The following is a 24,644-nucleotide window of genomic DNA, read 5'->3' as shown; positions in this document are numbered from 1 at the left end:
GAACTATGGTCCACCGCCAAACTTCTTCAGCATCCGCTGCATGGCGAACCTGCCCTGCCCGCCCCTGAACCCCTTGAGCGCCCTCTTCATCGACTTGTAGTAGCGGAGGAGGTCGCGTACCTCGTCGGGGGACACCCCCGCACCCCTCGCGATGCGCTGGATGCGCGAGCTCCCTATCAGGGAGGGATCGTCGAGTTCCGCGGCCGTCATGGAATCCATGATGACGCGGTACCTCTGCATCTTCGCGCTCGTGATGTCGTATGCCTCCTCGGGAATCTGGAGGTTCCCGAGGGGGAGCATGCTCATGATCTGCTTGAGGGGGCCCATCCGGTTCACGGCCTCGAGCTGGGCGTACATGTCGCGGAGCGAGAACTTGCCCCGCAGCATGGCATTGACGTCGACCTCGGTCGTCGCGAGCGTCTCCTCCGCCTTCTCCACGAGGGCCCTCAGGTCTCCCATCCCGAGGAGGCGGGAGATGAAGCCGTCCGGGTCGAACCGCTCGAGGTCGTCGACCGTCTCCCCGCTCCCGATGAAGACGATTCCCGCCTTGGTCTCCGCGACCGCCGAGAGGGCGCCCCCTCCCTTCGCCGTCCCGTCCATCTTGGTGACGATGACGCCGTCGATGTTGATCGCCTCGTGGAACTTCCTCGCCTGTTCCGCGGCCTGCTGCCCGAGGGCCGCGTCGATGACGAGCCAGCGGTGCTTGGCGGACGCGATCGCCTGTATCTCGATGATCTCCCGGATGAGGTCGCTCTCGAGGGCGTGGCGTCCCTGTGTGTCGATGATGATGACCTCTGCCGGTGCCATCTCCCGCAGGCCGTCCCTCACGATCTTGAGCGCGTCCTTCTCGTTTTGGTCGCCGAAGCAGGGGACGTGGATTTTCGCGCAAAGCGTGTTGAGCTGGTCGAAGGCCCCGGGCCGGAACGTGTCCGCGCAGATGACCCCTACCCGCAGTCCCTTCCGCTGGAAGTACCGGGCGAGTTTCGCGGTCGTCGTCGTCTTCCCGCTCCCCTGGAGGCCGGCCATCAGGATGGTCTGGGGTTCGAGCCTGACTTCTCCTGCCGATCCCACCAGCCTCACGAGTTCCTGGTAGACGATCCGGAGCACGTGTTCCCGGACCGTCATTCCCTTCGGCGGCTGCTCCTCGAGGGCACGCCTCTTGATAGTCTCGGAGAGCTGCATCACGAGCCGGACGTTCACGTCCGCCTGGATGAGGGCCCGCTGGAGGTCGCGTACCAGCTCCTCGACGGCCGCCCTGTCCACGACGGTCTTCCCCGCGAGCTTCTTCATCGCGTCCCGGAGCGACGTCCCGAGGCGGTCGAGCATCAGGCACCCACCCCGATGAGTTCGTCCACGATTGCCCCCGGAGAGAAGGGGACGAGGTCCTCGTAGCCCTGTCCCACGCCGAGGAACATGACCGGTTTTCCTATGGTGTGCGCGATGGAGATCGCGGCGCCGCCCTTCGCGTCCATGTCTGCCTTCGTGAGGATCACCGCGTCCGCACCCACGGTCTTCTCGAATTCTTCGGCCCTCACGACCGCGTCGTTGCCCGCGACCGCCTCGTCCACGTATACCACGATGTCCGGGTTCATCACCCTCTTTATCTTCGCGAGCTGGTTCATGAGGTTCGCGCGGTTGTGGAATCTCCCGGCCGTGTCGGCGAGGACCGCGTCTATCCTGTGCGCCTTCGCGTACTGGACCGCGTCGAAGAGCACGGCGGAGGGATCGGCCCCCGGCTGGTGCTGGATGACCTTTATCCCGAGCCTCTCCGCGTGGACGTCTATTTGTTCGAGTGCACCGGCACGGAAGGTATCCCCTGCCCCGATGACGACCGAAAAACCGTTCTTCTTGAGGAACGCTGCGACCTTGGCGATGGTCGTCGTCTTGCCCGTGCCGTTCACGCCCGTGAAGAGGATCTTCACCGGTCTCTCGTGCCCCTTCACGTAGGAGACGAGGTCAAACCCGTCCCCGAGGACCCCGAGCAACGCGTTCCGGAGCGCGCCGGCCACTATCCCGTGGATGGATTCCCCGATCTTCCTCCGTTTCCCCGTGAGGTCTTCCCTTACCTTCCGGATAATCTCCTCTGCGACCGGGAGGGCGACGTCGTTCTCGAGGAGGGTGATCTGGAGCTCGGCGAGCGGTTCCTCGATGTCTTTCTCGGAGATGTAGAACTCCCCGTCCGCGATGAGGACCTTGACCCGCGAGAGGAGCGAGGGGTCCTTTCCCCCCGTTTCTCTCCCGGTCTCCGGGGAAGGGGCCGGACTCCCCGCGACTTTCTGTTCCCCGGTGACACTCCTGCCAATCCGCTCTTCCAGCGACCCCGTGATCTTCTGGAGCCTGGACCGGAGCCCCTCGAACATCCTCCCCTCCCGCGGAACCGTCAGTCGCTCTTCTCCGCGCCGCGCGAGACCTGCGCCTGCTGCATCTGGTACTGGTGGTACCCTGCCTCGAGCCTCCGGGCAATGTCCGTCATCTGCTGGCGGATCTGCTCGAGGGTCTCCACCACCTTCTTTGCCGACGCTTCCATCTCGGTGATCCGGTCCTTCAGGTACTCGATCGCCTCCTCGCCCGAGCGTTCCACGACGACCTCGGACCCTATGTTGACGAGGAACCGGCCCGGATCCTGGACGCGGGCCCGGACACTGATGCCGCCGCCGAGCTGGAGGAGGACCGTGCTCTCGGGAGACTCGGCGATTCCCTTGATGGCCTCGATCGCGGACATCGCCTCGACCCTCCCCTCCTCGAGGATCGCGAGTTGCTGCGAGAATATCTCTGCCTGTTGCCTGTACTCGTTCAGGTAGATCTGCAGGGACTGCAGTTCCCTCGGGTCGATCGCATCCACGCTACTCACCCTTGAGCGGGTTGACCGAGTCGATGGAAATGTCCCTCCTCTTCGTCCGGTGCTTGCTCCCGAACAGCGCGTACGTCCGTTCCTTCGCCTGTTTCTCGTTCGGTGCCTCGATGACCTTCACGAATGGGTGGACCTCGCGGCCCATCTTGAATGAACCCTTCACCTCGAACTTCTGTCCTTCCATTGCCCCTCACTCCAGAAATCCAAAAACGTCCTCTATCCTTCCCAGTTCAAAACCCGTCGTCGCGAGCCCGGCAGCGTACCCCCGCGACGTGGCGAGGAGCCCGGTCCCCACGAGGCCGGTGCCGCCGTTCACCGACCCTGTCCCGACAGGCAGGCCGAAGAGCTCCTCTGCCTTCTGTATCTCGACCCTCGTGCTCCGGGGGTGGACGAGCACGCCCCTGTTCGTGGCCACTCCGGCCATTCCGACTGTCTTGACGCCCCCGAGTGTGAGCGGCGCGACGCGCACGCCGAGGAATTCCCCTATCTCCCTCGCCATGTCCTCGGGCATGTCGGGGTGGACGGCAGCGCACGAGTCGTTCGCGAGGATGACATTCCCCGCGGCGTTCATCATGTGGCCGAGCGTGAGGATCTCGTCGCGGTACTCGCGCAGGACCGCTATCTCCTCCTCCGTCGCCAACCCGCTCACGACAAAACCCCTCGAGTTCCCCGACAGCAGCGACCCGACGATCTCGCTCCCCTGGATGGTGGTCTGGATTACCTCCACGTCGAGCAGCTCGGTGAGTGCCTCCCGGAAATCCGCGGGAGCCGACGGGGCGACGACCGCGACATCCTCCAGGACGCGGGAAAACACCCCTATGTGGGGTATTCCCCCGTACGAGATCGTCCTTTCCATCTCATTCCTCGGCGAGTTCTGCCTGGACCTGGCCGTCGTCGAACTTCATGGCGCGGACCCTTATCCGTGTCGGTGGTTTCTCCGCGCCCCTCTCCCAGACCCGTTCGTTGATGGTCCGGTCGAGCCTGACGTCACTGCTCTTCAAGTGCTTCGAGAGGAACTTCCTGATGTCCTTGATCGCCGTGTTGCTCCTCTTCCACCGCGGCGCCCTCTTCGCGTCGCGGAGCGGGATCACGTAGATCTGCTCCTGGACTTTCTCCGCCATGGCTTCTCACACCTTCAACGTGCTCCGTCTCCAGTTCCGCCTGCGTGGATGGCTCACGACGCGCCTCTTGGTCCGGGCCATCACCCACGCAGGTACCCTCCTGTTCTGTTCGCACGCCTTCGCGAGGCGTATCTTGTACCCTTTCGTCGATTTACTCATGGTATACTCTCCTCATGGTCCTGCCAGCCCGACGACGAGGGACTGCTCGTGGAACCGGGGGAAAAACCGGGAGACGTCCATGCCCCTCGAGCGGATCGCTTCCCTCAGTTCCACCTCGTAGTCACCGTTCTCCAGTGTGCCGGTTTCCCCGAGGATTACCCTGAGGTGGAGGGCCGCGAGGCGGTCGACCTCCCTGCGGGGATACCCGAGGAGGGGCCGGACGTACGAGCAGTGCCGGGTGTCCTGCAGCGACTGGGCCTCGTCCCTCGAGAGCATGGGGACGCGGTCGTCGAACCGCGTCCCATCCGCGACGACCCCGTAGTGGATTGCGAGGTCGTGCAGAGCGGACTTGTGCACCATCGAGATCGCCTCCGACGGGTTCCCGCGGGCGAGTATGGAATCGATCGCCGCGGAGAGGAGTTCACGCGAAAACACCCTCACCCTCCAGGGAAACCCAAGGGACGTTGCCGCCCTCTCCACGCCGGACAGGTGCGCCGGTTCCTCGCTGAACACGTAGGTGTTCAGTTCCACCTCGTAGTCGCGCGAGAGGAGGATCGCCGCGAGGGAACTGTCTTTCCCGCCGCTGTAGAGGACTCCCACCTTCGTCATTTCCTTGTAATCCTGAAATCCCTCTTCGCGGGTTGGATCTGCTGCAGCAGGGCCTTCAGCTGTTCATCCGTGATCTTCTTCGTGATGCGACCACTCTTTGCGAGGAGGACGAGCTGCTGTTCGACGGCCCTCGCAAACTCCGGGCGCGTCAACTTGATGGTATTGAGGCGTTCCCGTGCCTCGGGCTCGAGTATCTGGAGCAGGATGAGGTGGATCTGGGATTCGAGCTGCCTCTGCCTCTCGGCCTCCTCCTGGAGCAGCTGCTGCTCGTACGCCTGCTGCTGGAGCTGAGCCAGTCTCCTGCGCCTCAATTCTGCGAGCTCGTCGTCACCCATCCCTCATGCCCCGCTTGGTTCTCCCGCCTTTTCCCCTTTCGAGATCCTCTCCGCGAGGTTGTCCAGGTAGGATATTCCCCCCGGCGTCAGTCTCCTCCCTGTCTTTTCCTTCTGGACGAGTCCTGCTGTCTCGAGCTGCTGGAGGGCCTTCCTCAGGATCGAGCCGCTCCCCTTCCTGAACTGCTTCGGGCGCGATCCGCGGTCCTTCTTACCGCCGTAGATGGTGCGCAGCCTCTGGACACCGATCGGCCCGTCGATGTAGACCCTCCTCAAGAGGGATGCCGCCCTCACGAACCACCAGTCGGGGTCGTGGGGGGGATTCTCCTTGTGCACGCCGGTCTTGACGAACAGTGCCCACTCCGGCGGTTTTATCTCCGGTCTCTTCTTCAGTTCCTCGGCAAGCGTGCGGATGAACTTGTCCGGAGGAACGTCGTAGACGGTCGTCATACCTCGTAAAACCTCTCTCACCGATTGGAATGAACGGTCTTTACTTATTTGTGTGCTACACTTTTATATATTTCGAGTAGTGCGCCCTATTCCCTGTATCTCCCCGGATTATCCCCGATTCTCCCCCAGATCCCGTTTCTCGAGCACCGCTGTCCGGCCCCTCACCATGGCGAGCCTCGCCCCCGCCCTCTGCGCGAGCGCAACGGGATCGAACTCGGTGTTCCGCAGCCACTTCACCTTCACCCTCTGCCTCTTCTCGAGCTGGAGGACCACCTCGCCGACCACGGAATCCGTGAGCCCCTGTTTCCCTATCCAGACAGTCGCCCGGAGCTCCGCCGCCGTCCCGCGCCTGTCTCCCACCACTAGCACCTCCTGCGGGTCGGGAACCTCGCGCGGTGCCCGCACGCAAGGCAGGTGACCGTCACTTTCCCGCGTGCGATCCGCACCCTCGCGTTGACGCCGGGGACGAGGTACCGGTAGCAGCGGTGGCAGAACTGTCTCCGGTACTCCCTGTCGAGCCGTACGCGGAGTTTCATCGCGATCCTCCGCGCGAGGGAGACGTAGCGGTCCGAGAGGTGCGGCTCCGCGTGGAACACCTCCCTTGCCCGCGCAAAGAGGATCGCAATCCTCTCCCGGGCAATGCGCCGTGCATCGGATCTTGGCGATCTCTTCGTCATGCGCGTGGAACGGGATCTCCCGGGTATCCTCCGCCGGGGGGCGATGGACCCCCGGATCTCAGGGGGGGACGGGGGGCCCCCCGGTGACGATGACCTTCCTCCCGTCGATCCTGATGCGGTCCTCGCAGAACGCGCGTATCGCCCACGGGAGGCACTTGTGTTCCCTCTCGAGGATCCTCTCCGAGAGCGACTCCTCGTCGTCCTCCGGGTACACGGGGACGCACGACTGGACGATGATGGGGCCCGTGTCCATCCCCTCGTCCACGAAGTGGACCGTGCACCCGGAGACCCGGACGCCGTACTCGATGGCCTGGCGCTGGGCATGCAGGCCGGGGAAACTCGGGAGGAGCGCGGGGTGGATGTTGATGATCTTCCCCTGGAATTCCCTCACGATCCGCGGACCGAGGATGCGCATGTACCCGGCAAGGACGAAGAGATCCGCGCCGAGCGCGCGCATGGCCTGCAGGAGGTCATCCTCGTACGCGTCCTTCGAGGGATACCTCGCGTAGTCCACGACGTGGACAGGGATTCCCGCATTCCTCGCCCTCTCGATCGCGTACGCGGCGGGATTGTCGGAGACGAGGCCGACGCACGTTGCGGGTATGTATCCTTCCCTGATCGCGTCGATGACTGCCTGGAAATTGGATCCCCTCCCCGATGCGAGGACCGCGATCCGCTTCATCGTCCCTGTTCCCCTTTCTCCTCGCCCGGGGGGTGCTGGATCACCTTGACCTTGACGATGCGCCTCCCGAGCATCTGGGTCACGACGAGCGTCGTGTGGCACTCCTTTATGTAGACGCTCTCGCCGGGGTGCGGGATCCTGCCGAGGCGATCGATGACCAATCCTCCGATGCTCTCGTAGGACTCGGAGACGGGGAGGGAGAGGTCGAGCTCGTCGTTGATCTCTTCCACCCACACCTTCGCGTCGACGAGGTAGATTCCCTCCCCCACTTTCTGGATAGAGGGCTCTTCCCTGTCGAATTCGTCGAGGATGTCGCCGACGATCTCCTCGAGGATGTCCTCCACGGTCACGATGCCAGCGAAGCTCCCGTACTCGTCGAGAACTATTGCCATCTGGACCTTGCGCAGCTGGAGCTCGCGCAGGAGATCGTCGATCTTCTTGCTCTCGGGGACGAAGAACGGGTCGTACATGAGGTCCTTGATGCCCACGTTCTTCTTTCCCGTGACCATGCTCGCAAAGACGTCCTTTATGTTGAGGATCCCCACGATGTTGTCCATGTTCTCGTGGTAGACCGGGAGGCGCGAGAATCCCGTCTCGTTGAAGAGCTGGAGTGCCTCCTCTATGCTCCTCTCGTCGTCGATCATGGCCACGTCCACGCGGGGCGTCATGATCTCGCGGGCAGTCGTGTCCCCAAACTCGAGCACGGAGTAGAGCATCTCGCGTTCTTCCTGCTCGATCGCTCCTTCCTCCTTGCCGACCTCTATCCACTCCTTGATCTCCTCCTCGGTCACCGCGGGCTCCGCGATCCCCGCGGCGGACGTGCCCCGCAGGTTCACCTTCGAGACGAGCCAGATGAGGGGCGAGAGGACGATGGAAAGGACGTAGATGGGCCGTGCCACCGCGAGGGAGAGCTTCTCGGCGTTGTGCGTCGCGTACATCTTGGGCCCTATCTCTCCGAAGACGAGGAGGAGGATGACCACGACGCCGGTCGCGATCCCCACACCGATGTTCCCGAACAGGGATATCGTCAGCGCGGTCGCGATGGATGCCGCGGCGACGTTCACGATGTTGTTGCCGATGAGGATCGTCACGAGGAACTTGTGCGGGTCCTCTTTCAAGCGCGAGAGCATCTCTGCACCCGGCCTTCGCTCGTTCACGAGCGTGCGTACCTTCGCCCGCGAGATGGAGATGAGTGCGACTTCAGAGGCAGAGAAGAACGCGGACAGCACGAGGCATATGATGAAGAGCAAAAGGAACAAAAAGTCCTGGATCATCGAGTCCACGCCGACCAAGCGGCAATTCTCATCTTTTCCATGTGGTCGTTGACACTCTAACTATCGCGCTGACATTTTATAAATTCGTCGATTCCCCGAAAATTTTCTTCACGTGGTTCAATTCCCGCGAGACGAGGGATATCTTCTCCTCGCACGAGAGTGCCCGCGGGAGGCAGAGGTCCTCTATTTCGAGTGTCAGGTGCCCGTCGTACCCCTCGGCGGAGAGCTGCTCGAGGATGGCCGTCACACCCGGGTCTCCGGACGGCGGGAGGTGCTTCTTCCCGTCCTTCCCCGCGCTCACGTGGACATTCACGAGGCGGTCACCGCAGAGTTCCACGTACCGGCGCGCAACGTCGCGCCCGCCTGCCATCGCGTGGCAGAGATCCAGCGTGAAGGAGAGCCACCCCTCGCGGTCGAGGAGGGAACTCATGCTCTCCGGGGTAGAGACGAGGCTGTTTACCCTGTTCTCCATGTTCTCCATGGCGATCTTCACGCCCGTCTCCTCGGAGACTTCGTGGAGGTCGCGGACGTAGAGGTCGAACCGCGCGAGGTCGTCGGGCCCCGGGGGTCTCTTCGCTGTCCGCCTCCCCGGGTGCACCGTGACGAGCGAAAAACCCGTCCTCCCCGCGAGCCGGACGGAGTCGCAGACGTGCCTCCGGGACACATCGGCGATCTCGGGATTGATGGAGACGGGGTTCAGGTCGAGGACGGGCGCGTGGAGGGTCGCCCTCTCCATCAGGGGAAAAACCTGCCTCGCACGCCAAATCTCGCCCTCCGGTCGCCCCGCGAGCCAGAAAGAGGGTGTCTCGACCCAGAATTCGACGGCGTCGAGCCCGGCCCTGGTTGCAGCGGACAGGATCTCCTCGATGGTGTACTCGTGGAAAAACATCGTGGAGACCGCGAAAACGACCATGATCCTATTTCATAAAGACCTGTCCATAATTATGTGTGATGGCCTCCGCCCCGTGGTATCCCCGCACCACCACCCAGGCCGAGCCAAGGGGCATCCACTCGGTCTCGGAGATCTCCTCCCTCATCGAATCCCTCCTCGACGACCCGCGCCTGCAGGACATCTGGATACGGGGGGAGATCACGAACTACAAGAACCACACCTCGGGCCACCGGTACTTCTCCCTCGGGGAGAGGAACGGGGAGAGAAATGCCCTCATCTCCTGCGTCATCTGGAGATCGGACGCCGCGAGGCTTTCCTTCGAGCTCGCGGACGGGATGGACGTTCTCGCGTTCGGCTCCGTGGGCCACTACGCGCCCCAGGGGAGGTACCAGTTCTACATCAAGGAGATTCTGCCCGCGGGCAGGGGCGAGAAGTACCTCGTCGTCGAGCAATGGAAGGCGCAGCTCCAGCAGGAAGGGTGCTTTGACATCGCCCGGAAACGTCCGCTCCCGCAGTTTCCCGCGAGGGTGGGGATCGTCACGTCCGAGACGGGGGCAGTCATCCACGACATCCGCAACATCATCGCGCGGAGGTACCCCACCGAGCTCATCGTCTCGCCCACTGCCGTGCAGGGCGACACGGCCCACATCGAGATCGCGCGCGCGATCAGGAGGCTTGCGGGGCTCGTGGAGGTCATCATCATCGCGCGCGGTGGCGGGAGCTTCGAGGACCTCTTCCCCTTCAACCACCCGGATGTCGTGCGGGCAATCGCGTCCTCCCCCGTGCCGGTCGTCAGTGCAATCGGGCACGAGGTGGACGTCACCCTCGCGGACCATGCCGCGGACGTCAGGGCACCGACACCATCGGCTGCCGCGGAGCTCGTGGTCCCCGACAGGGTGAAGATACTCGAGGACCTCGGCGCGATGAGGAAGATCCTCGCGGGGCGTCTCCTCGCGAAGCTCGACCGGGCTGCATCCGACCTCGCGGACCTCCGGGAGAGGCTCTCCCCGCGGCGCATGGGGCAACGCCTGACCCTCCGGCGGGAAGACCTCTCTGTCCTCGAGGCGAGGATGAGGAGGGCGCAGGATGTCCGCATCGCGCGGGAGAAGGAACGCCTCGCCGCGTTCCGCAGCATCCTCGAGGCGAGGAACCCTCTCCACCTGCTCGGGAGGGGGTACTGCATCGTCGAGAGGGGGGACAGGGTTATCCGGTCCATAGGAGAGCTCTTGCCGGGAGACAGGATCGCGATACGGATGGCGGGGGGACGCGCGGGCGCACGCGTGGAGGACGTGGTCCATGACGGAGAGATTCGAAGACCTAATGAAGGAGATTAAAGAGATAATCGAGAAGATCGAGGACAGCCAGACCGGGCTCGACGAGTCGATCGCGCTCTACGAGAGGGGATCGGTCCTCATCCGGAAGGCAGAGGAGATCCTCGCGAACGCGGAATTGAAGATCACGATGCTCGGGAGGGAGTGAGACCCCGGGCGATTATTCACCCACAATTCCCCCCCCCGCGGGTCAGGGCACGCTCACCTCGAGTACCACGAGGATATCCATCCCTCCCGCCGCCCTCTCCACGAAACCCCGGGGAACGTCCCGGGCAGCGGTATCGGCGCAGATCGCGACCGTCCTGTCGCACACGTACGTGCTCTTCCGGAAGACCATGTCGGTGGGGTGCGAGAGCGTCATCCTCGCGCTCCCCCTCCCCCGGACCGCAAACGACTGGTCGCCGCAGGAGAACGTGGCGGTGACGGTCGCGTCGTCCCGGCAGAGGATTTCCCGCATGTCCCGCGGGATGTCGCGTGCCGCCGTGTCCGCGCAGATCCCGATGATGCAGTCCCCGGCCGGCGTGAGGAACTCCTCCCTCGTGATCTCGAGGGTCGTCGGGTGGCGCGCGGACACGTTCCGGTGGCCCCTGCAGTGGATCGCGATCCTCCTCGTCAGTATTTGTACCATCTCCCCTTCTCGTCGTACACTCCCCCGCGCGGGAATTGCTCTCCTCCCGGCAACCCCCCGACCACCTCGCGGTAGAAAAAGGCCTTGAATGCGAGGACGACGTTGGCGGCGAGTGCGAACCAGAAAAATGCGACGAGGGCGGTGATGATAATTCCCGCTTCCCCGAGCATCGCGTTCACGGTCTCCATGGAGATCGACTGGAGTTCCGCATGCTGCATCGTCGCGAGGGGGAGGAGGCGGTCGTAGAGGATTCCCGTCCACAGGACCATGAGGGGAATGGAGACGAGCAGGGCAACACCTGCAGCCGCGATGGAGAACCCGACGACCGCTCCCGGGCGGTTCAGGACGACCTCGATGCTCCTCCTGATGCTCTCAAAGACCCCCTTCTCCTCGAACACTGCGGCGCAGTCGGAGAAGAACGTGAAGAACACGATGGGAACCGCGGTGCCGAGGGTGACGAGGGGGAGAAATGCCGCGGGGTTCCCAAGGAACGAGAGCGGGATCGCGAGGAGGACGATCGTCGCGAGGACCGCGAACGCGACGACAAGGAGGGGAAGCAGGACCCTGAAGAAAGTGCGGGCTCCCCCGGCCACGAAGGAACCCGGCGTCCCCCCGCCCTCCTTCACCGCAGAATACGCTCCCCCGACGAGGAAGGGGACGCAGAGTGCCTGGACGAGCCACAGCCTCGTCACGAGGAACGGGTCGAGGTAGTACTGGAGGAGGAGGTCGGCCGCGGCGAGCCCCCCCATGACCGTCCCGGGAATCCAGAGGACGGGGTTCCTCGCGAGCGCGGAGATCGCCTCCGCGAGGGCAGAGAGGACCATGCTTCACCGGTTCCTCGGCATCGCGACGATCTCCCTGACCTGGAGGTCGAAGAACGAAGCCGTGTGCGCGGGGCGGATGACGCAGACCGTGTCTGCACCGCTCGCCGTGCCTCCCACGGCGATTACCTCCTCGTCAGGGGAGATTACGCCCTGGTCGGCGGCGATGAGCGTGCACTCCACCGCGACCTTGAGCCCCACCGCGATGACCCGGCGGAATGCCTCGGCGACCGCCTCCGTCCGGGAACCCCCGCCCACCTTTGCCGACCGCGAGAATGCCCGCTCGAGCCCGGAGAGGGCGTGCGTTCCCGTGACGATCGTGACCCCTTCCCGCCGGAGCCTCTCGGCCGTCTCCCTCGAGAATTCCCACACGCCAGGCTGCGAGAAACCCACGACGTGGGTGACGACGACGAGGGAGATCCCCGTCCCCCGGAAGACCCTGTGGAACACTTCTGCCGTCTCTCCGGTCGTGCTCGCGACAACCACTTTCTTTATTGCAAGTTCCCTTGCCCTCTCGAGTGCGATCTCCGCGCAGTCCTTCGTATTCCCGGGACCCGGAGCATCGAAGTAATAGATGGCCTTCTTCTGGTAAGACATAGGGCACTATGTTTTAGGTGGTGAAAGGTAAAGGGAATTGCTATGATAACGCTTGCCCTCGCGGGAAAGCCGAACTGCGGGAAGTCCACTTTCTTCCGGGCGGCGACGATGGCCCCCGCGGAGATCGCCGGCTACCCCTTCACCACCATCGACGCGAACTTCGGCGTGGCGTACTACAGGACGGAGTGCCCCTGCCGCTCGCTCGGGCTGTCCTGCGGCCACTGCACGGACGGCATCCGGTACGTCCCCGTGAACCTCATCGATGTCGCCGGTCTCGTCCCCGAGGCCCACAAGGGGAGGGGCCTTGGGAACCAGTTCCTCGACAACCTCCGGCAGGCAGATGCCATCATCCACGTCGTGGACGCGAGCGGGTCGACCGACGCGGAGGGAAACCCCGTCGAGCCGGGCAGCCACGATCCCCTCGAGGACATCGAGTTCGTGAAGACCGAGATGACGATGTGGATACACGGAATCATCGAGAAACACTGGCAGAAACTCCAGAGGCAGGCGCAGTCAAAGACCTACCCGATCCACAGGGGGCTCGCCGAGATCTTGACCGGCCTCAAGGTCACCCCCGAGGACGTCATGGATGCGGAGAGGTCCGCGGGAATCGACCTCGCGCACGCCGACGGGCCCGCGCTCGTCCGGTTCTGCGGGGAGCTCGTGCGACTGAGCAAGCCCATGCTGCACGTCGGGAACCGCGTCGACCTCGCGCCGGAACACGTGGTGGCGCGCCTCCGGGCTGCTGGCCTCACCTTCGCGACGGCCGCGGGAGAGCTTGCGCTCCGGAACGCGGTCTCCGCCGGGCTCGTGAAGTACCACCCCGGCGACCCGTCCTTTTCTGTCGTCCGCGAGGACGGGCTCACCCCCGCCCAGAAGGCAGGGTTGAAGACGATCGCGCAGGTCATGGAGAAGTTCGGCGGGACCGGCGTCCAGCAGGCAATCAACCGCGCGGTGAAAGACCTCCTGAAGATGGTGGTCGTGTACCCGGTCGAGGACGAGCACAAGTACTCGGACTCGCGGGGGAACGTCCTCCCCGACGCGTTCCTCATGAAGGAGGGATCGACCCCCCGGGACCTCGCGTTCCAGGTCCACACCGAGATTGGGAAGGGATTCCTCTACGCGGTGGACGCGAGGACCCACATGCGCGTGAAGGACACCCACCCGCTGAAAGACGGGGACATCATCCGGATCGTGAGTACCGCGAGATAACCCACTTTTTTCGGAAAAACCTGTGATTTGCCAGGTTTGCGGGAGGTAAATTTATATACTAGGAATTGTAACCGCTCTGTACCGATGGGTGGCGAGATTTACCAGGCGCAGATACTGAAGAATTTCTTCGATACCATCACGGGGACGGACAGGAACCTCACGCGGATCTTCATGTGCGTGATCAGCCTCGCGAAGATACGGATGGAACCCCCCGAGAAACTCGCGTTCCTGATAGACCAGCTCCGCAAGAGCAAGCAGCACAAGGAGCTCTCGGTCGACATCCTCGACTACATGTGCGACGTCGCGGCGCAGCTCGATATCACTGCTGTCCAGACCGCGTTCGGTGTCAAGGAGATCGGCGAGATCGCCGAGGATTTCCGCGGGGTCAGCCTGGACAGCCTTTGAGCCCGAAGAGAACCCGGGACCCGTGCCGGTGCATTCCCACCGGCATGCACTGCCATGGTCCCGCCCTGATCCCTTTTCCCCTCCCCCTTCTCATCCCGGGGAGATGAGCTTCTTGTACCCTTCCAGTATCTGGATGACGAAGTTCTGGTGCTCGTCGAGCGACTGTCCGTCATCGGGCGACCGGAGGTACGCGACTGCGTAGAGGAGGAGGAGGGCGTTGTCGAGGTCGTATATCTGGGGGGCTTCTATATTCTCGGGGGAGACGTGGAGGGCGAGGAACGGGTGGTCGTCGGCCTCGAACGTGACGGGAGAGAATTCGCCCGGCTTCGACTGGCCGAGTGCTTCTGCCCTGTCCCTCACGATACTCAGGGCGCGGCTGAGCACGCCACTGTTGTCTGCCTTCCCGAGTTTCGCGATCGCGCGGGCCGCGTCGGACGCGGCCTTCGTGTAGAGCCCGAACTTGAAGGAGAGGACGGTGGACGCGATGTCATGGGCGCAGTCCTTCTGAACCCACGAAAAGAACGGTCCTATCCTGTCGATGTAATCGTAGAGGTACTTTTCCATCGTGATTTCCTCCCTGTCGGCGGGACCGGGGGTACTGAACCGGAGGTGGAGTCTCGCGGAAAGGGCAGTGAGGCTCGCGGCATACAGGGCCTGCAGGAGGAGGGACGGTTTCGTCTCGAGGGGCACGACGAAGACGAAGATGGCAAATATCGGGGCGCAGAGAGAGACGATGTCCTTCCGCGGCTTTTGGAGGGCGACGATCGCGAGCACGAACGATCCAAGGACGCTCCCCCAGAAGAAGTCGGCCGCGTCGCCGATGAGTCCCGCGCCCTGCAGCACCACCGCGAGCAGCAACCCTCCGAGTGAGAGCACCGGGACGAGGACGAGGAGCCCTGCCCCGAGCCAGTTCCCATGGATATCTCGTATTCCCCGGGGTATCACAGCCAACCACATGAATGTGGGGAGAAGACGAGAAAAAGATTTCAATGGGTATTTCGACGGCGGGAGAATGGGAGGGGTGTTCTCGCTTGTTTTATGCGCCCCTGCGTATCACATTCTTCCCATGAAGGTGTGCATCATGTGCGGCGGGGAGGGCACCCGGCTCCGGCCGCTCACCTTCGAGAGACCAAAGCCGTGCATCCCGATCGTCGGCCGTCCCTCGATCCAGCACCTCGTCTCCCACCTCTCCAACCTCGGTTTCTGCGACATCGTCATCACGCTGGGGTACATGGGTTCGGCCATCGAGGACGCACTCGGTGACGGCTCGCTCTTCGGCGTGAGCATCACGTACGTGCGGGAGGAGACGAAGCTCGGAACGGCTGGGAGCGTCAAGAACGCGCAGCGGTACCTCGAGGACGGGTGCTTCCTCGTCGTCGGGGGAGACCACGTCACCGACCTCAACCTCCTCGAGTTTTCCCGCAGCCACGATCCGCGCAAGTCGATGGTATCGATCGGGCTCATCAGCATCGACGACCCGGGAGACTACGGGATCGCCGAGATCGACGCGGACTTCCGCGTCCTCCGCTTCAAGGAGAAACCGTCCCCCGGGGAGATATTCTCGAACCTCGCGAGCACGGGGATCTACGTGTGCTCGCCGGAGATCTTCGACGAGATACCGCCGCACACCAAGTTCGACTTTGCCCGCGATCTCTTCCCCCGCCTGATGGAGGGAGGCCACACGCTCAAGGCGTGGCTCGCGAGGGGGAACTGGACTGACGTCGGGAACCCCGCGTCCCTCCGGCAGGCGGAGAGGTGGAAACTCCAGGAGTTACCCTACACGAGCATCAGTGGCGACATCACGGTGAAGTCCGGCCAGATCCTCGGGCCGGTCCAGATAGGGAGCTCGTTCTCGATGGGGACGAATTCGCGCATCATCGGGCCCGTCGCGATCGGTGCGGGAACGAGGATCGAGGACAACGTCATCATCGGGCCGTACACGTCCATCGGCGAAGGGTGCCTCATAGAGAGCCACGCGAAGGTATTCTCGTCGTCCCTCTACGACAGGGTGACGGTCGGGAAGAACACGACTGTCTCGGGGAGCATCATCGACAACGACACGGTGATCGGGGACGACTGCAGCCTCGAGAACGACACGGTGATCGGTCCCCGGGTCGTCATGGAGGAAGGGGTGGTCGTCCACTCGCGCACGCGCGTCTGGCCCGAGGTCCACATCCCGGCGGGATCGGCCATCCGCGAGCACCTCCTCAACGACGCGTACGAGGTCCGGTACGATGGCTCCTAGCCCCTCCGGACGAGGCGGTGAGTGATCGCGACGAGCGGGTGGCGCGCGTAGTCGAGTATCTGGATGTCATCGAGGGACCGGAGGTTCATCGCCCTCGCCGTCCTCTCCATCCCGAGCTCTATGTCCTCGTTTATCTCGATAACGTACGCGTCGAGGGCCTTTATTCCCAGCTTCCGCGCGGCGATCGCGCGGTGGTGTCCGTCCACGAGGATGAGGCGACCGGGTTTCCTCACGACGATGAGGGGTTCCGCGAGGCCCTTCTTTATCTCGTATATTCTCCCCTCGAGCTCGTCCTCGTAGATCCGGGACTGCGTGGGGAGGAGTTTCTCTATCTGGACGACCTCCCTCTTCAGCTCGGGCACAACGCCGTGGAGTGTCCGCAAGGTGGAGATGAAATTGAAGACTTTCTCCGGGGAGACGTGCTCGATCTGGGACCGGATCACGTCCGTGTTCGAGATGATCCCGAGGAGGTGGTTGTGTTCGTCGACGACGGGGAGTTTCTGGATCCCCGACCTGAAGATGACCCGGGCTGCATCGTTGATGCTCATGTCGGGGTCCGCGACGATGAGCCTCTTTGACATGACTTCCCGGACGGGGGTGTCAGGGGAACTGAAGAGGATGTCGCGGGCCGCCACGTATCCGACCACTTCCTTCCCTTCCACCACGGGAAAACCGTCGTGACCGGTATCGCGGATCTTCTCCATGACCTCGCTCACGGTACCCCCCGCGTCGACGGTCACGACGTCGTAGGTCATGTAGTCCCGGACCTTCTTCTTGTCCATCCCATCTCATTTAAAGGTCCATTCACTAAAAACCATCGGGAAAAAAAGTGGGCTGATATGGAGTCGAACGGCCGTCCTCACTCGATCTTGATCCGGCTCCCCCTCTCCTCCTTGGATTTCTTCAGCCGGACCTCGAGGACACCGTTCTTGAAGCTCGCGGTCGCCCCCTTGTCCGTCACGTCGTGGGGCAGGGCAACGGTACGGGACATGGAACCGTACAGCCTCTCCCGGACATAGTACCCCTCGTCCTTCTCCTCCTTGTCAGACCGCCTCTCGCAGGCGATCTCGAGGAGGTTCGGGCTCAGGAGCGTAATTGAAATGTCCTCCTTGTCCACGCCCGGGAGGTCGGCGACGACCATGATCTCGTCATCGTGCTCCCGCACGTCGACCCTGAATTCTCCCCTGATGGCGGGGAGGAACCTGTCAGCAACCCCTGCCGACGGGAGGAAACGTCCACCGGTCCCCCAGAACCGGTTCTCCATCTCCGCGAGCATCTCTTCAAAGTCCCGGAGCATCCAGCTGAACGGATACCTCCTTCTGAATACCATGCGAACACCTCCTTCATCGTGCACCAGCGTTGTGCGACGCTGACTAACTTCATGTGAGTAGTAGTTCTATATAAAATTTTCTATAAGGGCACGCGGGTGTCGTGCGGTGACCTCTCCCCCCCCGCGCCCGGCCTCTTCCCGCGTCCCATGAAACGTTTATTTTTCGCCGGGTTAACCATGGATGAATGACAAAGGCACAAGGAACAAGGAAAAAGGACGGTAATTCCGGCTGGGATCTCCGCAAGGTCGGTCTCGTCGTGATAGGAGTGAGCTTTGCGGTCATCATGGTGGTAAGCTCGCTCGGCATGGGGTGGCTCGTCTCCCTGCACTCTGCGGCCGCCGGCGACCGTGCCGTGGTTTTCCTCACGCTGTACGACCAGACGGGGCGCCCCGTCCTGACAGGAGACCTGAGGAAATTCAACCAGACCCACGATGCCGGGAACATCGTCTGGTTGTGCGGGCCTATCCCGTTCACGGTGGGAGAAACGGAGACAAGGGAGATCGTCCCCGTGGCCGCCTACAATTACGTCCTCGGTGAATCCCGGTACGGTATTCTCCCCGCGGAGTACAATGCGATTGCCCAGGGGATCGCGGGGATGCGCCAGGGAGAGATCAGGAAGATCCCGCTCCCGGGGTCGGCGGGCCTGGAGAGGGAGATGAGCGCAGAGGAGTACGAAGAGTACGGCGGGAACTTCACGAGGGTCGTCCCGGGCGACCAGGTGATACTCGGGATTCCCTACGGACAGGACGCGAAGGGAGACGCGAACGAGACGCAATCCTTCGTGGTCAGGACGGGGTACGTGACGGCGAAGACGGGCGACGCCGTGAGGGTGAACTATGCCCACAGCCACGCAGAGGTGACACTCCGCGAGCTTTCGAAGGCTTAGTGGACAACTTTTTACCGGTCGCTCTCACATTTCTCCTCCATGACAACTCGGATCCTCTACTTTTTTCAGGAAGGGTGCATGGCCTGCCACGAGCAGGAGCCCATCCTCGCGGAGGTCGAATCGGCCACGAATCTCCGTGCTGACCGGATAAACCCCTTAAGAGACAGGGCGTACATCTCCAAGTACCGGCTCTCGGTGACCCCCACGATCGTGATCGAGCGGGACGGACAGGAGGTCGCCCGGTTCGAGGGGCTCGTGCACAGGGAACAGCTCGAGGAGGCGATCCGGAAAGTCACGCCGGGTACCCAAAGATCCTCCTGATCCTCTTTGCTTCCGCCTTCTCGCCGGATTTCTTGAGCATCCCGCCGTTCCGGATTTTTATCCGGGATATCCGGATCCTCTTCTTGCCGAACGAATACGTCTCTCCCACGGCAAACTCGTCCTCTCCCGGCACGGTGACGCGGAGGGGTACCGTGGTCTTCCCCGCGTGGACCGCGATGCGCAGCGGGACCTCCTCGACCTTTCGCGTCCATAGCGTTGATATCTCCTCTGCCCTCGCCTTCCGCGTGCGGGTCCCGCCCGCCTCTATGGACGTGACCTCGACGCCGGTGTACTCGTCCCCGCATTCCGCGACGAAGGTGTCCCCGACCCTGCAGACCTCCCCCTCCTCCATCCCGACCGTGCCCGGGCGGGAGGTCGCGCCGTCGCTCACGATCGCCTTCACGAGGAGCTTCTTCTTCTCCCTGCCCGGGCTCACCGGGTGGACGTCGCCGCACTCGGTGCACCTCCCCACGGGGTTCCTGCCCCCCGCGAGGATCTCGTGCACCGTTTCGCAGGAACATTCCGGGCAGTATGTCTCGATCTCCCCTCCCATGTTCAGGGCACCTCCATGGCCAACCTACGCGAGGCTCCAGAGGACGACCGCGATCGCGACCGAGGCGACCCCGCCGCCGAGCGTCGCGATGAAGTTCGTCCCCGCGTTCCCGACGTACCCTGGGTTCTCGAGGAGCGCTCCGACGAGGCTGTCGATGTTCGTCCCTATGAAACCCCCGAGTGTTCCCGCAAGCGCGACAGGGACGTCGACGATGCCGAGGGCGAGCGCGGTCAGCGAGATTGTAAGCGCACTCGCGAGGGAGACGAGCTCCCCCTTGAGCGAGACGCCCCCGTTGGTCCCGGGACTCACCTTTTCAAACGTCGTGATGAGGTACGGCTCGCCACCCGTCACGCCTATCTCGCTTGCGACCGTGTCTGCCGCGGCCGTCGCTACGCTCCCGAGGAAGAGCGCGAGGAAGACCGGCGACCCGCTCACCCCCCAGAGGACCGCGGACGCGGCCGAGACGCTCCCATTGGCAAAGACGTTGAGGTATCCCCTCGCACCCCCGCGCGGCTGCTCGATCCCGAGCTGGAGCTTGTAATCCCACATGTACTTCGTGCTCGCGGAGCCGAGGATGAAGAAGGCGAGCATCACGATGAACCACCGGATGTCCCCAAAGACGATGAGGATGATCCCGATGAGTGCGCCGGAGAAGAGGCCGCTCACGTCCGCCGTCCCTGTCCTGTAGGAGAAGTACCCGAAACTGAACGCGATGACCACCGCGAACGCGATGAGCGCGAGGTCCGCGCTGTAGTTGAGCTCGTCGATGAGGAACATCGTCATCGCGACACCGAGCGCCTCTATCATGAGGGTGTCTTCCCTCCTGCGCAGGATCGCCTTGAGGAGGACCGCGACCACTATCCCGAAGATGACGACGAGTGGTGCCCACGTGCCGAGGTACGCCGAGACGAGGAGGCACGCCGCGAGGCCGGAGACTACCTGGGCGATGTAGGGGCGGATCCTGTTGCTGCTCCCGTGGAATACCACCTCGCCCGTCACGAGGATGGCGAGCGTGCATGAGAACACGAAGAGGGAGAGGATGGAGAGGCCGAAGAGGATGGCGATGGGGACGAGGGCGACCGAAAGGAGCCTCGTTCGCGGTATGAGGTACATCACGAAGGCGCACAGCACCACCATGACGGCGAGGAGCCACGGGGGCTGGATGAAGGGTGCGAGGAGAATGAAGGAGAGGACGAGCACGGTCGCGAGCCGCTCTCCCATCCGGTTGAGCATCCCATTTCCCTTTGTCTCCCGAGGATAAGAGTTTTCCCCGGCGTCGCGTGGCGGGTGCGTCGCCGGGAAACCCACGGGAGGGGCAAATTTTCGCGTTGGGGCTTGAAAAGGGGAGAATCGCGCAAGATTAGGTATATCTCCTGAAAGTTCCAATACTGTGAGAATGTCGTCGTCTCTGGATCTCCCGAAGAACTACGATCATTCCGAGGTGGAAAGGCGCTGGATGGGCGCATGGCGGGACGAGGCAAACTACTTCGTCCATGACCCCAGCCGCCCGAAATTTGTCATCGACACGCCGCCCCCCTACCCGACGGGCACGTTCCACATCGGCAATGCATTCAACTGGTGCTACATCGATTTCATCGCCCGGTACAGGAGGATGAGGGGCGACAACGTCATGTTCCCGCAGGGCTGGGACTGCCACGGTCTCCCCACCGAGGTGAAGGTCGAAGAGATCCACGGGATCACGAAGAACGACGTTCCCCGCGAGGAGTTCAGGAGGATGTGCCGCGAGCTCACCCTCGAAAACATCGAGAAGATGAGGCGGACACTCCGGCGGATGGGTTTCTCCGTGGACTGGAGCCACGAGTACATCACGATGTTCCCCGAGTACTACGGGAAGACCCAGCTCTCGTTCCTGCGCATGCTCGCCGCGGGGTACATCTACCAGAGCGAGCACCCCGTCAATTTCTGCACCCGCTGCGAGACGGCGATCGCTTTCGCCGAGGTCCACTACGAGCCGAGGGAGACCACCCTCAACTACTTTGACTTCGACGGGCTGGAGATCGCGACGACCCGACCCGAGCTGCTCGCGGCATGCGTGGCAGTGGCGGTGCACCCGGACGACGAGCGGTACAGGGGCATGGCAGGCAGGCGCCTGACAGTCCCGATATTCGGCCACAGCGTCCCCCTCATCACGGATCCCGCCGTGGATCCCACGTTCGGGTCGGGGGCGGTGATGATATGCACGTTCGGCGACAAGCAGGACGTGCACTGGTGGAAGCAGCACGGGCTCGACCTGCGGAAGGCAATCGACAGGCAGGGGCGGATGACGCACATCGCGGGGAGATACGCGGGGATGAAGACGACGGAGTGCCGGAAGGCCATCCTCGAGGACATGAAGAGGATGGAGATCCTCACCCGGCAGGAACCCCTCGAGCAGCGGGTCGGCACGTGCTGGAGGTGCAAGACGCCGATCGAGATAATGAGCGAGCGGCAGTGGTTCGTGAAGATCGACCCGGATGCAATCATGAAGGCCGCGCGGGAGATAAGGTGGATCCCCGAGCACATGTTCCTGCGGATGGAGAACTGGGTCTCGCAGATGGAGTGGGACTGGTGCATCTCCCGCCAGCGCATCTTTGCGACCCCTATCCCCGTATGGTTCTGCAACTCGTGCGGGGAGATCGTCGTCCCGCGGGAGGACGAACTCCCGGTGGATCCCACCGTCGACCGGCCCTCGCGGCCGTGCCCAAGGTGCGGCTCGACGGACTTCACCGGGGAAGAAGACGTCCTCGACACGTGGATGGACTCCTCCATCTCCGTCCTGAACGTCACGGGGTGGGACGGGAAGAACGATCCCCCCCTCTTCCCCGCCGAACTCCGCCCCCAGGGGCACGATATCATCAGGACGTGGGCATTCTACACGATCCTCCGGTCAGTCGCCCTCACGGGCCGGCGCCCGTGGGACACGATACTCATCAACGGGATGGTCCTCGGGGAAGACGGGTTCAAGATGAGCAAGAGCCGCGGGAACGTGATCACCCCAGAGGAGATCATCGAGAAGTACGGAGCAGATGCACTCCGCCAGTGGGCCGCGGCAGGTGCGGCAACCGGGTCCGACATCATGTTCAGCTGGAACGACGTCATCGCGGCGTCGCGGTTCCAGACGAAGCTCTGGAACATCGCCCGGTTCGTCATCCTCCAGCTCCGGCGCAAGCCCTACGACCGCGACGCGACGCCATCCGTCCTTGCAGACCGGTGGCTCCTCGACTGCCTCGCGGAGACCGTGGAAGAGGTCACGGCGGCGATGGACGCGTACCAGTTCGACCGTGCCCTCAAGGTCATCCGCGAGTTCGCGTGGGACGTCCTCGCCGACCACTACATCGAGCTCGTCAAGGGGAGGCTCTACTCCGATGACCCCGCGAGGGACAGCGCGTGCAGGGTCCTCGAAACCGCAATCGACACCCTCTGCAGGCTCATGGCCCCCTTCACCCCGTTCTTTGCGGAGGAGTGCTACGCGCACCTCGGCAGGGGGAGTGTCCACGCGCAGCCTTGGCCCGCACCCCTCCCCCGGGACCCCGAGGCACGACGGAACGGCGACGTCCTCGCGAAGGTCGTTGCCGAGGTCCGGCGCTACAAGCACGAGAAGGGGTTGGCCCTCAATGCACCGATGGGCCGCGTGTCGGTCTTCCTCGCGCCGTTCTCAGACGACGCGGGAGACGCGTCGCGGACGCTGAATGCACCCGTGGAATGGCACACGGGCCAGCCCCACCTCGAGAAGACCGCCGGCGAGATCCAGTTCAACATGGCGGTGATCGGTCCTGCGCTCCGCAAGGACGCGGCGGCGTTCATGAGGGCGATACGGGAACTGCCGCGGGAACGCCTCTTCGACCCTCCAAGGACTGTCACGGTCGATGGCCGGGAGATCCCCGTCCCTGAAAATTCATTCTCGGTCCAGTGCACGTACCGGCTCGAGGGAGAACAGGTCGACGTCAGGGTCGTCGACGGCGTGATCGTGACGATCCATGCCACTCCCTGACCGCGGCAGAGACGAGGGAGTGGATCTTTTCCGCCGGTTGCGCGGCGTCGACGACGAGGAACCGGGAAGGTTCCCGTTGCGCGAGCTCTAGGTAATTCTCCTGCACGCGCTCGAGGAGGGCGGAATCCTCGAAGTGTTCCCGCCTGCCCGCGCCCGCCTTCCGGGCGAGCGCTTCCCTGACCGGAAGGACGAGGAGGACCGTCCTGTCGGGCGGTACAGTCCAGCCGTCGTGGACGGACTTGAGCCACCCCAGCGGGTCCGGGACGATTCCCTCGAGCGTCGCGGACTGGTACGCGTACCTGCTGTCCGTGTACCTGTCGGAGATGACGAGGCGCCCTTCCGCGAGGGCGGGGCGGATGACCGACGCGAGGTGGGCGGCGTGGTCCGCGGCAAAGAGGAGGGCCTCGGCGACGGGGTCGATCCTCTCGGCGATTGCCCTCCTCACCTGGTCCCCGATCCAGGTCGCCCCCGGCTCCCGGGTGATCACGGGGGAGAGGTCCGAGAGGGACTTTTCGAGCGCGGAGAGGAGGGTGGTCTTGCCGCTCCCGTCGATCCCCTCGAGCGTGACTAGGACCATCTGCCCCTCCTCACCGCACCGACCGGGACCTGCCCCCTGTGGACCGCGGTGGAGACGATCGCCCCGTCGAAACCGATTGAGGCGAGTGTGTCGAGGTCTGCCGCTCCGGCGATGCCCCCGCCGTAAAGGAGTGTCCTCCCATACGCTCCGCGGAGCCTCCCGAGCAGCGGGAGGTCAAGGCCCCTCCCCGTCCCGACAGCGCCGACGTCAAGGACGATCGCGCCCGAGAAGTTCCACGAATCGGCCTCCGAGAGTATGGTCCGCGGATCTGCCCCGGAGGGGATCACCCTCCCCTCCCGGATGTCGACCGAGAGGAATCCCGAAGGGTACAGGGAGAGGTCGACCCGCGACGACTCCGTCGACGCGACGTCGGTCACGAAGGGATCGTGCAGGAAGTCCCCGGGGCCGTGAGCCCCGCGGTCGAGGAGGCACCCGCGGACCATCCTCGCGAGCGCGAGCGCCGTCCCCGTGTTGTCGCCGGTCCCCGCGATCCTGTCGAGGTCCGCGACGTAGATTTTCCGCGGGGAGAGGTTCCTCACGTAGCCTTCGGGTTCCGCCGTCGGGGAGAGCCCCCACGTGAGGGGACGGTACTTCTCCCTTTGGCCGGATGACCCGTGGACCACGAGTCCACCCTTCAGGTCAATCGCGAGGAACAGGTCCATGGGGGAAACGTAATCACTATTAGATAGCAGAATCATT

33 protein-coding genes are annotated in these 24,644 nt (G+C 63.6%); 8 read left to right on the top strand and 25 right to left on the bottom strand.

The window, feature by feature from the left end; all coding sequences use genetic code 11:
* Positions 1-3 precede the first annotated feature (3 nt).
* The 15 genes from QFX32_01550 to QFX32_01480 form a co-directional block, all read right to left on the bottom strand.
* The gene (locus QFX32_01550) at positions 4-1,326 is read right to left on the bottom strand and encodes a signal recognition particle protein Srp54 (protein MDI9632725.1); all 1,323 of its coding nucleotides are present in this window, start codon (positions 1,324-1,326) and stop codon (positions 4-6) included.
* A complete protein-coding gene (ftsY, locus tag QFX32_01545; protein MDI9632724.1) occupies positions 1,326-2,360 on the bottom strand; it encodes a signal recognition particle-docking protein FtsY in 1,035 nt (344 codons plus the stop codon). Before ftsY ends, QFX32_01550 begins: the two co-directional genes overlap by 1 nt.
* A gap of 20 nt (positions 2,361-2,380) precedes the next feature.
* Complete coding sequence (pfdA, locus tag QFX32_01540; protein ID MDI9632723.1) at positions 2,381-2,842, bottom strand: prefoldin subunit alpha; 462 nt, start codon at positions 2,840-2,842, stop codon at positions 2,381-2,383.
* A gap of 1 nt (position 2,843) precedes the next feature.
* Positions 2,844-3,035, bottom strand: a complete 192-nt coding sequence (gene rpl18a, locus QFX32_01535; protein MDI9632722.1) for a 50S ribosomal protein L18Ae — start codon at positions 3,033-3,035, stop codon at positions 2,844-2,846.
* A gap of 6 nt (positions 3,036-3,041) precedes the next feature.
* Entirely contained in the window at positions 3,042-3,707 is a 666-nt protein-coding gene (locus QFX32_01530) for a translation initiation factor IF-6 (protein ID MDI9632721.1), read from the bottom strand.
* Position 3,708: 1 nt separating this feature from the next.
* The gene (locus QFX32_01525) at positions 3,709-3,972 is read right to left on the bottom strand and encodes a 50S ribosomal protein L31e (GenBank protein MDI9632720.1); all 264 of its coding nucleotides are present in this window, start codon (positions 3,970-3,972) and stop codon (positions 3,709-3,711) included.
* Between the two features lie 6 nt (positions 3,973-3,978).
* Positions 3,979-4,131 (bottom strand): 50S ribosomal protein L39e, encoded by a 153-nt coding sequence (locus QFX32_01520; protein MDI9632719.1) that lies wholly within the window; start codon positions 4,129-4,131, stop codon positions 3,979-3,981.
* A gap of 12 nt (positions 4,132-4,143) precedes the next feature.
* Complete coding sequence (locus QFX32_01515; protein ID MDI9632718.1) at positions 4,144-4,740, bottom strand: alpha hydrolase; 597 nt, start codon at positions 4,738-4,740, stop codon at positions 4,144-4,146.
* The gene (locus QFX32_01510; protein MDI9632717.1) at positions 4,737-5,075 is read right to left on the bottom strand and encodes a DNA-binding protein; all 339 of its coding nucleotides are present in this window, start codon (positions 5,073-5,075) and stop codon (positions 4,737-4,739) included. The genes QFX32_01515 and QFX32_01510 overlap by 4 nt, the downstream gene beginning before the upstream one ends.
* A gap of 3 nt (positions 5,076-5,078) precedes the next feature.
* Positions 5,079-5,522, bottom strand: a complete 444-nt coding sequence (locus QFX32_01505; GenBank protein MDI9632716.1) for a 30S ribosomal protein S19e — start codon at positions 5,520-5,522, stop codon at positions 5,079-5,081.
* A gap of 108 nt (positions 5,523-5,630) precedes the next feature.
* Positions 5,631-5,882, bottom strand: a complete 252-nt coding sequence (locus tag QFX32_01500; GenBank protein MDI9632715.1) for a YhbY family RNA-binding protein — start codon at positions 5,880-5,882, stop codon at positions 5,631-5,633.
* 2 nt (positions 5,883-5,884) lie between these two features.
* On the bottom strand, positions 5,885-6,199 hold the full coding sequence (locus tag QFX32_01495) for a ribonuclease P protein component 4 (protein MDI9632714.1): 315 nt from the start codon (positions 6,197-6,199) through the stop codon (positions 5,885-5,887).
* A gap of 58 nt (positions 6,200-6,257) precedes the next feature.
* Positions 6,258-6,881 carry a phosphoribosylglycinamide formyltransferase gene (gene purN / locus QFX32_01490; protein ID MDI9632713.1) on the bottom strand — a complete coding sequence of 208 codons (624 nt, stop codon included), beginning with the start codon at positions 6,879-6,881 and terminating at the stop codon, positions 6,258-6,260.
* Positions 6,878-8,155, bottom strand: coding sequence for a hemolysin family protein (locus QFX32_01485; GenBank protein MDI9632712.1), 1,278 nt, complete (start codon positions 8,153-8,155; stop codon positions 6,878-6,880). The genes purN and QFX32_01485 overlap by 4 nt, the downstream gene beginning before the upstream one ends.
* A 76-nt stretch (positions 8,156-8,231) precedes the next feature.
* Entirely contained in the window at positions 8,232-9,068 is an 837-nt protein-coding gene (locus QFX32_01480; GenBank protein ID MDI9632711.1) for a sugar phosphate isomerase/epimerase family protein, read from the bottom strand.
* Positions 9,069-9,106: 38 nt separating this feature from the next.
* On the opposite strand from QFX32_01480, the gene xseA reads away from it, so the two are divergent.
* Together xseA and xseB are read left to right on the top strand one after the other, a co-directional pair.
* A complete protein-coding gene (xseA, locus tag QFX32_01475) occupies positions 9,107-10,381 on the top strand; it encodes an exodeoxyribonuclease VII large subunit (protein MDI9632710.1) in 1,275 nt (424 codons plus the stop codon).
* Positions 10,368-10,526: an exodeoxyribonuclease VII small subunit gene (gene xseB, locus QFX32_01470; GenBank protein ID MDI9632709.1), complete on the top strand. Its 159-nt coding sequence runs from the start codon at positions 10,368-10,370 to the stop codon at positions 10,524-10,526. The genes xseA and xseB overlap by 14 nt, the downstream gene beginning before the upstream one ends.
* 42 nt (positions 10,527-10,568) lie before the next feature.
* On the opposite strand, the gene QFX32_01465 is transcribed toward xseB, so the two are convergent.
* From QFX32_01465 to QFX32_01455, 3 genes are read right to left on the bottom strand one after another with little or no spacing between them, the layout of a single operon-like run.
* A complete protein-coding gene (locus tag QFX32_01465) occupies positions 10,569-11,006 on the bottom strand; it encodes a DUF371 domain-containing protein (protein ID MDI9632708.1) in 438 nt (145 codons plus the stop codon).
* The gene (locus tag QFX32_01460; GenBank protein ID MDI9632707.1) at positions 10,991-11,830 is read right to left on the bottom strand and encodes a hypothetical protein; all 840 of its coding nucleotides are present in this window, start codon (positions 11,828-11,830) and stop codon (positions 10,991-10,993) included. Before QFX32_01460 ends, QFX32_01465 begins: the two co-directional genes overlap by 16 nt.
* A gap of 3 nt (positions 11,831-11,833) precedes the next feature.
* The gene (locus QFX32_01455; protein ID MDI9632706.1) at positions 11,834-12,424 is read right to left on the bottom strand and encodes a pyruvate kinase alpha/beta domain-containing protein; all 591 of its coding nucleotides are present in this window, start codon (positions 12,422-12,424) and stop codon (positions 11,834-11,836) included.
* A gap of 42 nt (positions 12,425-12,466) precedes the next feature.
* On the opposite strand from QFX32_01455, the gene QFX32_01450 reads away from it, so the two are divergent.
* Both QFX32_01450 and QFX32_01445 read left to right on the top strand, forming a co-directional pair.
* Positions 12,467-13,636: a redox-regulated ATPase YchF gene (locus tag QFX32_01450; protein ID MDI9632705.1), complete on the top strand. Its 1,170-nt coding sequence runs from the start codon at positions 12,467-12,469 to the stop codon at positions 13,634-13,636.
* Positions 13,637-13,720: 84 nt separating this feature from the next.
* Positions 13,721-14,041 (top strand): hypothetical protein, encoded by a 321-nt coding sequence (locus QFX32_01445; protein ID MDI9632704.1) that lies wholly within the window; start codon positions 13,721-13,723, stop codon positions 14,039-14,041.
* A 90-nt stretch (positions 14,042-14,131) separates the two neighbouring features.
* On the opposite strand, the gene QFX32_01440 is transcribed toward QFX32_01445, so the two are convergent.
* A complete protein-coding gene (locus QFX32_01440) occupies positions 14,132-14,986 on the bottom strand; it encodes a hypothetical protein (protein ID MDI9632703.1) in 855 nt (284 codons plus the stop codon).
* Between the two features lie 121 nt (positions 14,987-15,107).
* On the opposite strand from QFX32_01440, the gene QFX32_01435 reads away from it, so the two are divergent.
* Positions 15,108-16,286, top strand: coding sequence for an NDP-sugar synthase (locus tag QFX32_01435; protein MDI9632702.1), 1,179 nt, complete (start codon positions 15,108-15,110; stop codon positions 16,284-16,286).
* Here QFX32_01435 and QFX32_01430 read toward each other — a convergent pair.
* Entirely contained in the window at positions 16,283-17,068 is a 786-nt protein-coding gene (locus QFX32_01430) for a CBS domain-containing protein (GenBank protein ID MDI9632701.1), read from the bottom strand. The two genes, QFX32_01435 and QFX32_01430, sit on opposite strands and share 4 nt — an antisense overlap.
* Positions 17,069-17,145: 77 nt before the next feature.
* A complete protein-coding gene (locus QFX32_01425; protein ID MDI9632700.1) occupies positions 17,146-17,616 on the bottom strand; it encodes an Hsp20/alpha crystallin family protein in 471 nt (156 codons plus the stop codon).
* A gap of 185 nt (positions 17,617-17,801) precedes the next feature.
* Here QFX32_01425 and QFX32_01420 point away from each other — a divergent pair, with 185 nt between their 5' ends.
* Both QFX32_01420 and QFX32_01415 read left to right on the top strand, forming a co-directional pair.
* Positions 17,802-18,503 (top strand): hypothetical protein, encoded by a 702-nt coding sequence (locus tag QFX32_01420; GenBank protein ID MDI9632699.1) that lies wholly within the window; start codon positions 17,802-17,804, stop codon positions 18,501-18,503.
* A 39-nt stretch (positions 18,504-18,542) separates the two neighbouring features.
* On the top strand, positions 18,543-18,824 hold the full coding sequence (locus tag QFX32_01415) for a thioredoxin family protein (protein MDI9632698.1): 282 nt from the start codon (positions 18,543-18,545) through the stop codon (positions 18,822-18,824).
* Here QFX32_01415 and QFX32_01410 read toward each other — a convergent pair.
* Complete coding sequence (locus QFX32_01410) at positions 18,796-19,377, bottom strand: HVO_0476 family zinc finger protein (protein MDI9632697.1); 582 nt, start codon at positions 19,375-19,377, stop codon at positions 18,796-18,798. The two genes, QFX32_01415 and QFX32_01410, sit on opposite strands and share 29 nt — an antisense overlap.
* Before the next feature lie 24 nt (positions 19,378-19,401).
* On the bottom strand, positions 19,402-20,610 hold the full coding sequence (locus QFX32_01405; GenBank protein ID MDI9632696.1) for a TIGR00297 family protein: 1,209 nt from the start codon (positions 20,608-20,610) through the stop codon (positions 19,402-19,404).
* Between the two features lie 163 nt (positions 20,611-20,773).
* Between QFX32_01405 and QFX32_01400 the strand changes: the two genes are divergently transcribed.
* The gene (locus tag QFX32_01400; GenBank protein ID MDI9632695.1) at positions 20,774-23,368 is read left to right on the top strand and encodes a valine--tRNA ligase; all 2,595 of its coding nucleotides are present in this window, start codon (positions 20,774-20,776) and stop codon (positions 23,366-23,368) included.
* Here the strand turns inward: QFX32_01400 and tmk are convergent.
* The gene (gene tmk, locus QFX32_01395) at positions 23,322-23,945 is read right to left on the bottom strand and encodes a dTMP kinase (GenBank protein ID MDI9632694.1); all 624 of its coding nucleotides are present in this window, start codon (positions 23,943-23,945) and stop codon (positions 23,322-23,324) included. The genes QFX32_01400 and tmk overlap by 47 nt on opposite strands.
* Complete coding sequence (locus QFX32_01390; protein ID MDI9632693.1) at positions 23,936-24,607, bottom strand: HisA/HisF-related TIM barrel protein; 672 nt, start codon at positions 24,605-24,607, stop codon at positions 23,936-23,938. Before QFX32_01390 ends, tmk begins: the two co-directional genes overlap by 10 nt.
* Positions 24,608-24,644: the final 37 nt, after the last annotated feature.

It is taken from the genome of Methanolinea sp. (assembly GCA_030055515.1).
Lineage (GTDB): Archaea > Halobacteriota > Methanomicrobia > Methanomicrobiales > Methanospirillaceae > Methanolinea_A.
The sequence above is the reverse complement of the archived record's forward strand: the minus strand, read 5'-3'. Positions and strand labels throughout refer to the sequence as shown.

Bases quoted from the DNA above. Each gene is read 5' to 3' on its own strand.
- QFX32_01505 (MDI9632716.1), bottom strand. From the start codon at position 5,522: ATGACGACCGTCTACGACGTTCCTCCGGACAAGTTCATCCGCACGCTT.
- QFX32_01405 (MDI9632696.1), bottom strand. From the start codon at position 20,610: ATGCTCAACCGGATGGGAGAGCGGCTCGCGACCGTGCTCGTCCTCTCC.
- QFX32_01520 (MDI9632719.1), bottom strand. From the start codon at position 4,131: ATGAGTAAATCGACGAAAGGGTACAAGATACGCCTCGCGAAGGCGTGC.
- xseB (MDI9632709.1), top strand. From the start codon at position 10,368: ATGAAGGAGATTAAAGAGATAATCGAGAAGATCGAGGACAGCCAGACC.
- QFX32_01430 (MDI9632701.1), bottom strand. From the start codon at position 17,068: ATGGACAAGAAGAAGGTCCGGGACTACATGACCTACGACGTCGTGACC.
- tmk (MDI9632694.1), bottom strand. From the start codon at position 23,945: ATGGTCCTAGTCACGCTCGAGGGGATCGACGGGAGCGGCAAGACCACC.
- QFX32_01425 (MDI9632700.1), bottom strand. From the start codon at position 17,616: ATGGTATTCAGAAGGAGGTATCCGTTCAGCTGGATGCTCCGGGACTTT.
- rpl18a (MDI9632722.1), bottom strand. From the start codon at position 3,035: ATGGAAGGACAGAAGTTCGAGGTGAAGGGTTCATTCAAGATGGGCCGC.
- QFX32_01445 (MDI9632704.1), top strand. From the start codon at position 13,721: ATGGGTGGCGAGATTTACCAGGCGCAGATACTGAAGAATTTCTTCGAT.
- QFX32_01485 (MDI9632712.1), bottom strand. From the start codon at position 8,155: ATGATCCAGGACTTTTTGTTCCTTTTGCTCTTCATCATATGCCTCGTG.
- QFX32_01525 (MDI9632720.1), bottom strand. From the start codon at position 3,972: ATGGCGGAGAAAGTCCAGGAGCAGATCTACGTGATCCCGCTCCGCGAC.
- QFX32_01460 (MDI9632707.1), bottom strand. From the start codon at position 11,830: ATGGTCCTCTCTGCCCTCGCGGAGGCGATCTCCGCGCTCGCGAGGAAC.
- QFX32_01435 (MDI9632702.1), top strand. From the start codon at position 15,108: ATGAAGGTGTGCATCATGTGCGGCGGGGAGGGCACCCGGCTCCGGCCG.
- QFX32_01550 (MDI9632725.1), bottom strand. From the start codon at position 1,326: ATGCTCGACCGCCTCGGGACGTCGCTCCGGGACGCGATGAAGAAGCTC.
- QFX32_01415 (MDI9632698.1), top strand. From the start codon at position 18,543: ATGACAACTCGGATCCTCTACTTTTTTCAGGAAGGGTGCATGGCCTGC.
- QFX32_01465 (MDI9632708.1), bottom strand. From the start codon at position 11,006: ATGGTACAAATACTGACGAGGAGGATCGCGATCCACTGCAGGGGCCAC.
- QFX32_01410 (MDI9632697.1), bottom strand. From the start codon at position 19,377: ATGGGAGGGGAGATCGAGACATACTGCCCGGAATGTTCCTGCGAAACG.
- ftsY (MDI9632724.1), bottom strand. From the start codon at position 2,360: ATGTTCGAGGGGCTCCGGTCCAGGCTCCAGAAGATCACGGGGTCGCTG.
- QFX32_01420 (MDI9632699.1), top strand. From the start codon at position 17,802: ATGACAAAGGCACAAGGAACAAGGAAAAAGGACGGTAATTCCGGCTGG.
- QFX32_01480 (MDI9632711.1), bottom strand. From the start codon at position 9,068: ATGGTCGTTTTCGCGGTCTCCACGATGTTTTTCCACGAGTACACCATC.
- QFX32_01515 (MDI9632718.1), bottom strand. From the start codon at position 4,740: ATGACGAAGGTGGGAGTCCTCTACAGCGGCGGGAAAGACAGTTCCCTC.
- QFX32_01390 (MDI9632693.1), bottom strand. From the start codon at position 24,607: ATGGACCTGTTCCTCGCGATTGACCTGAAGGGTGGACTCGTGGTCCAC.
- QFX32_01530 (MDI9632721.1), bottom strand. From the start codon at position 3,707: ATGGAAAGGACGATCTCGTACGGGGGAATACCCCACATAGGGGTGTTT.
- QFX32_01450 (MDI9632705.1), top strand. From the start codon at position 12,467: ATGATAACGCTTGCCCTCGCGGGAAAGCCGAACTGCGGGAAGTCCACT.
- QFX32_01495 (MDI9632714.1), bottom strand. From the start codon at position 6,199: ATGACGAAGAGATCGCCAAGATCCGATGCACGGCGCATTGCCCGGGAG.
- purN (MDI9632713.1), bottom strand. From the start codon at position 6,881: ATGAAGCGGATCGCGGTCCTCGCATCGGGGAGGGGATCCAATTTCCAG.
- xseA (MDI9632710.1), top strand. From the start codon at position 9,107: ATGGCCTCCGCCCCGTGGTATCCCCGCACCACCACCCAGGCCGAGCCA.
- QFX32_01400 (MDI9632695.1), top strand. From the start codon at position 20,774: ATGTCGTCGTCTCTGGATCTCCCGAAGAACTACGATCATTCCGAGGTG.
- QFX32_01455 (MDI9632706.1), bottom strand. From the start codon at position 12,424: ATGTCTTACCAGAAGAAGGCCATCTATTACTTCGATGCTCCGGGTCCC.
- QFX32_01510 (MDI9632717.1), bottom strand. From the start codon at position 5,075: ATGGGTGACGACGAGCTCGCAGAATTGAGGCGCAGGAGACTGGCTCAG.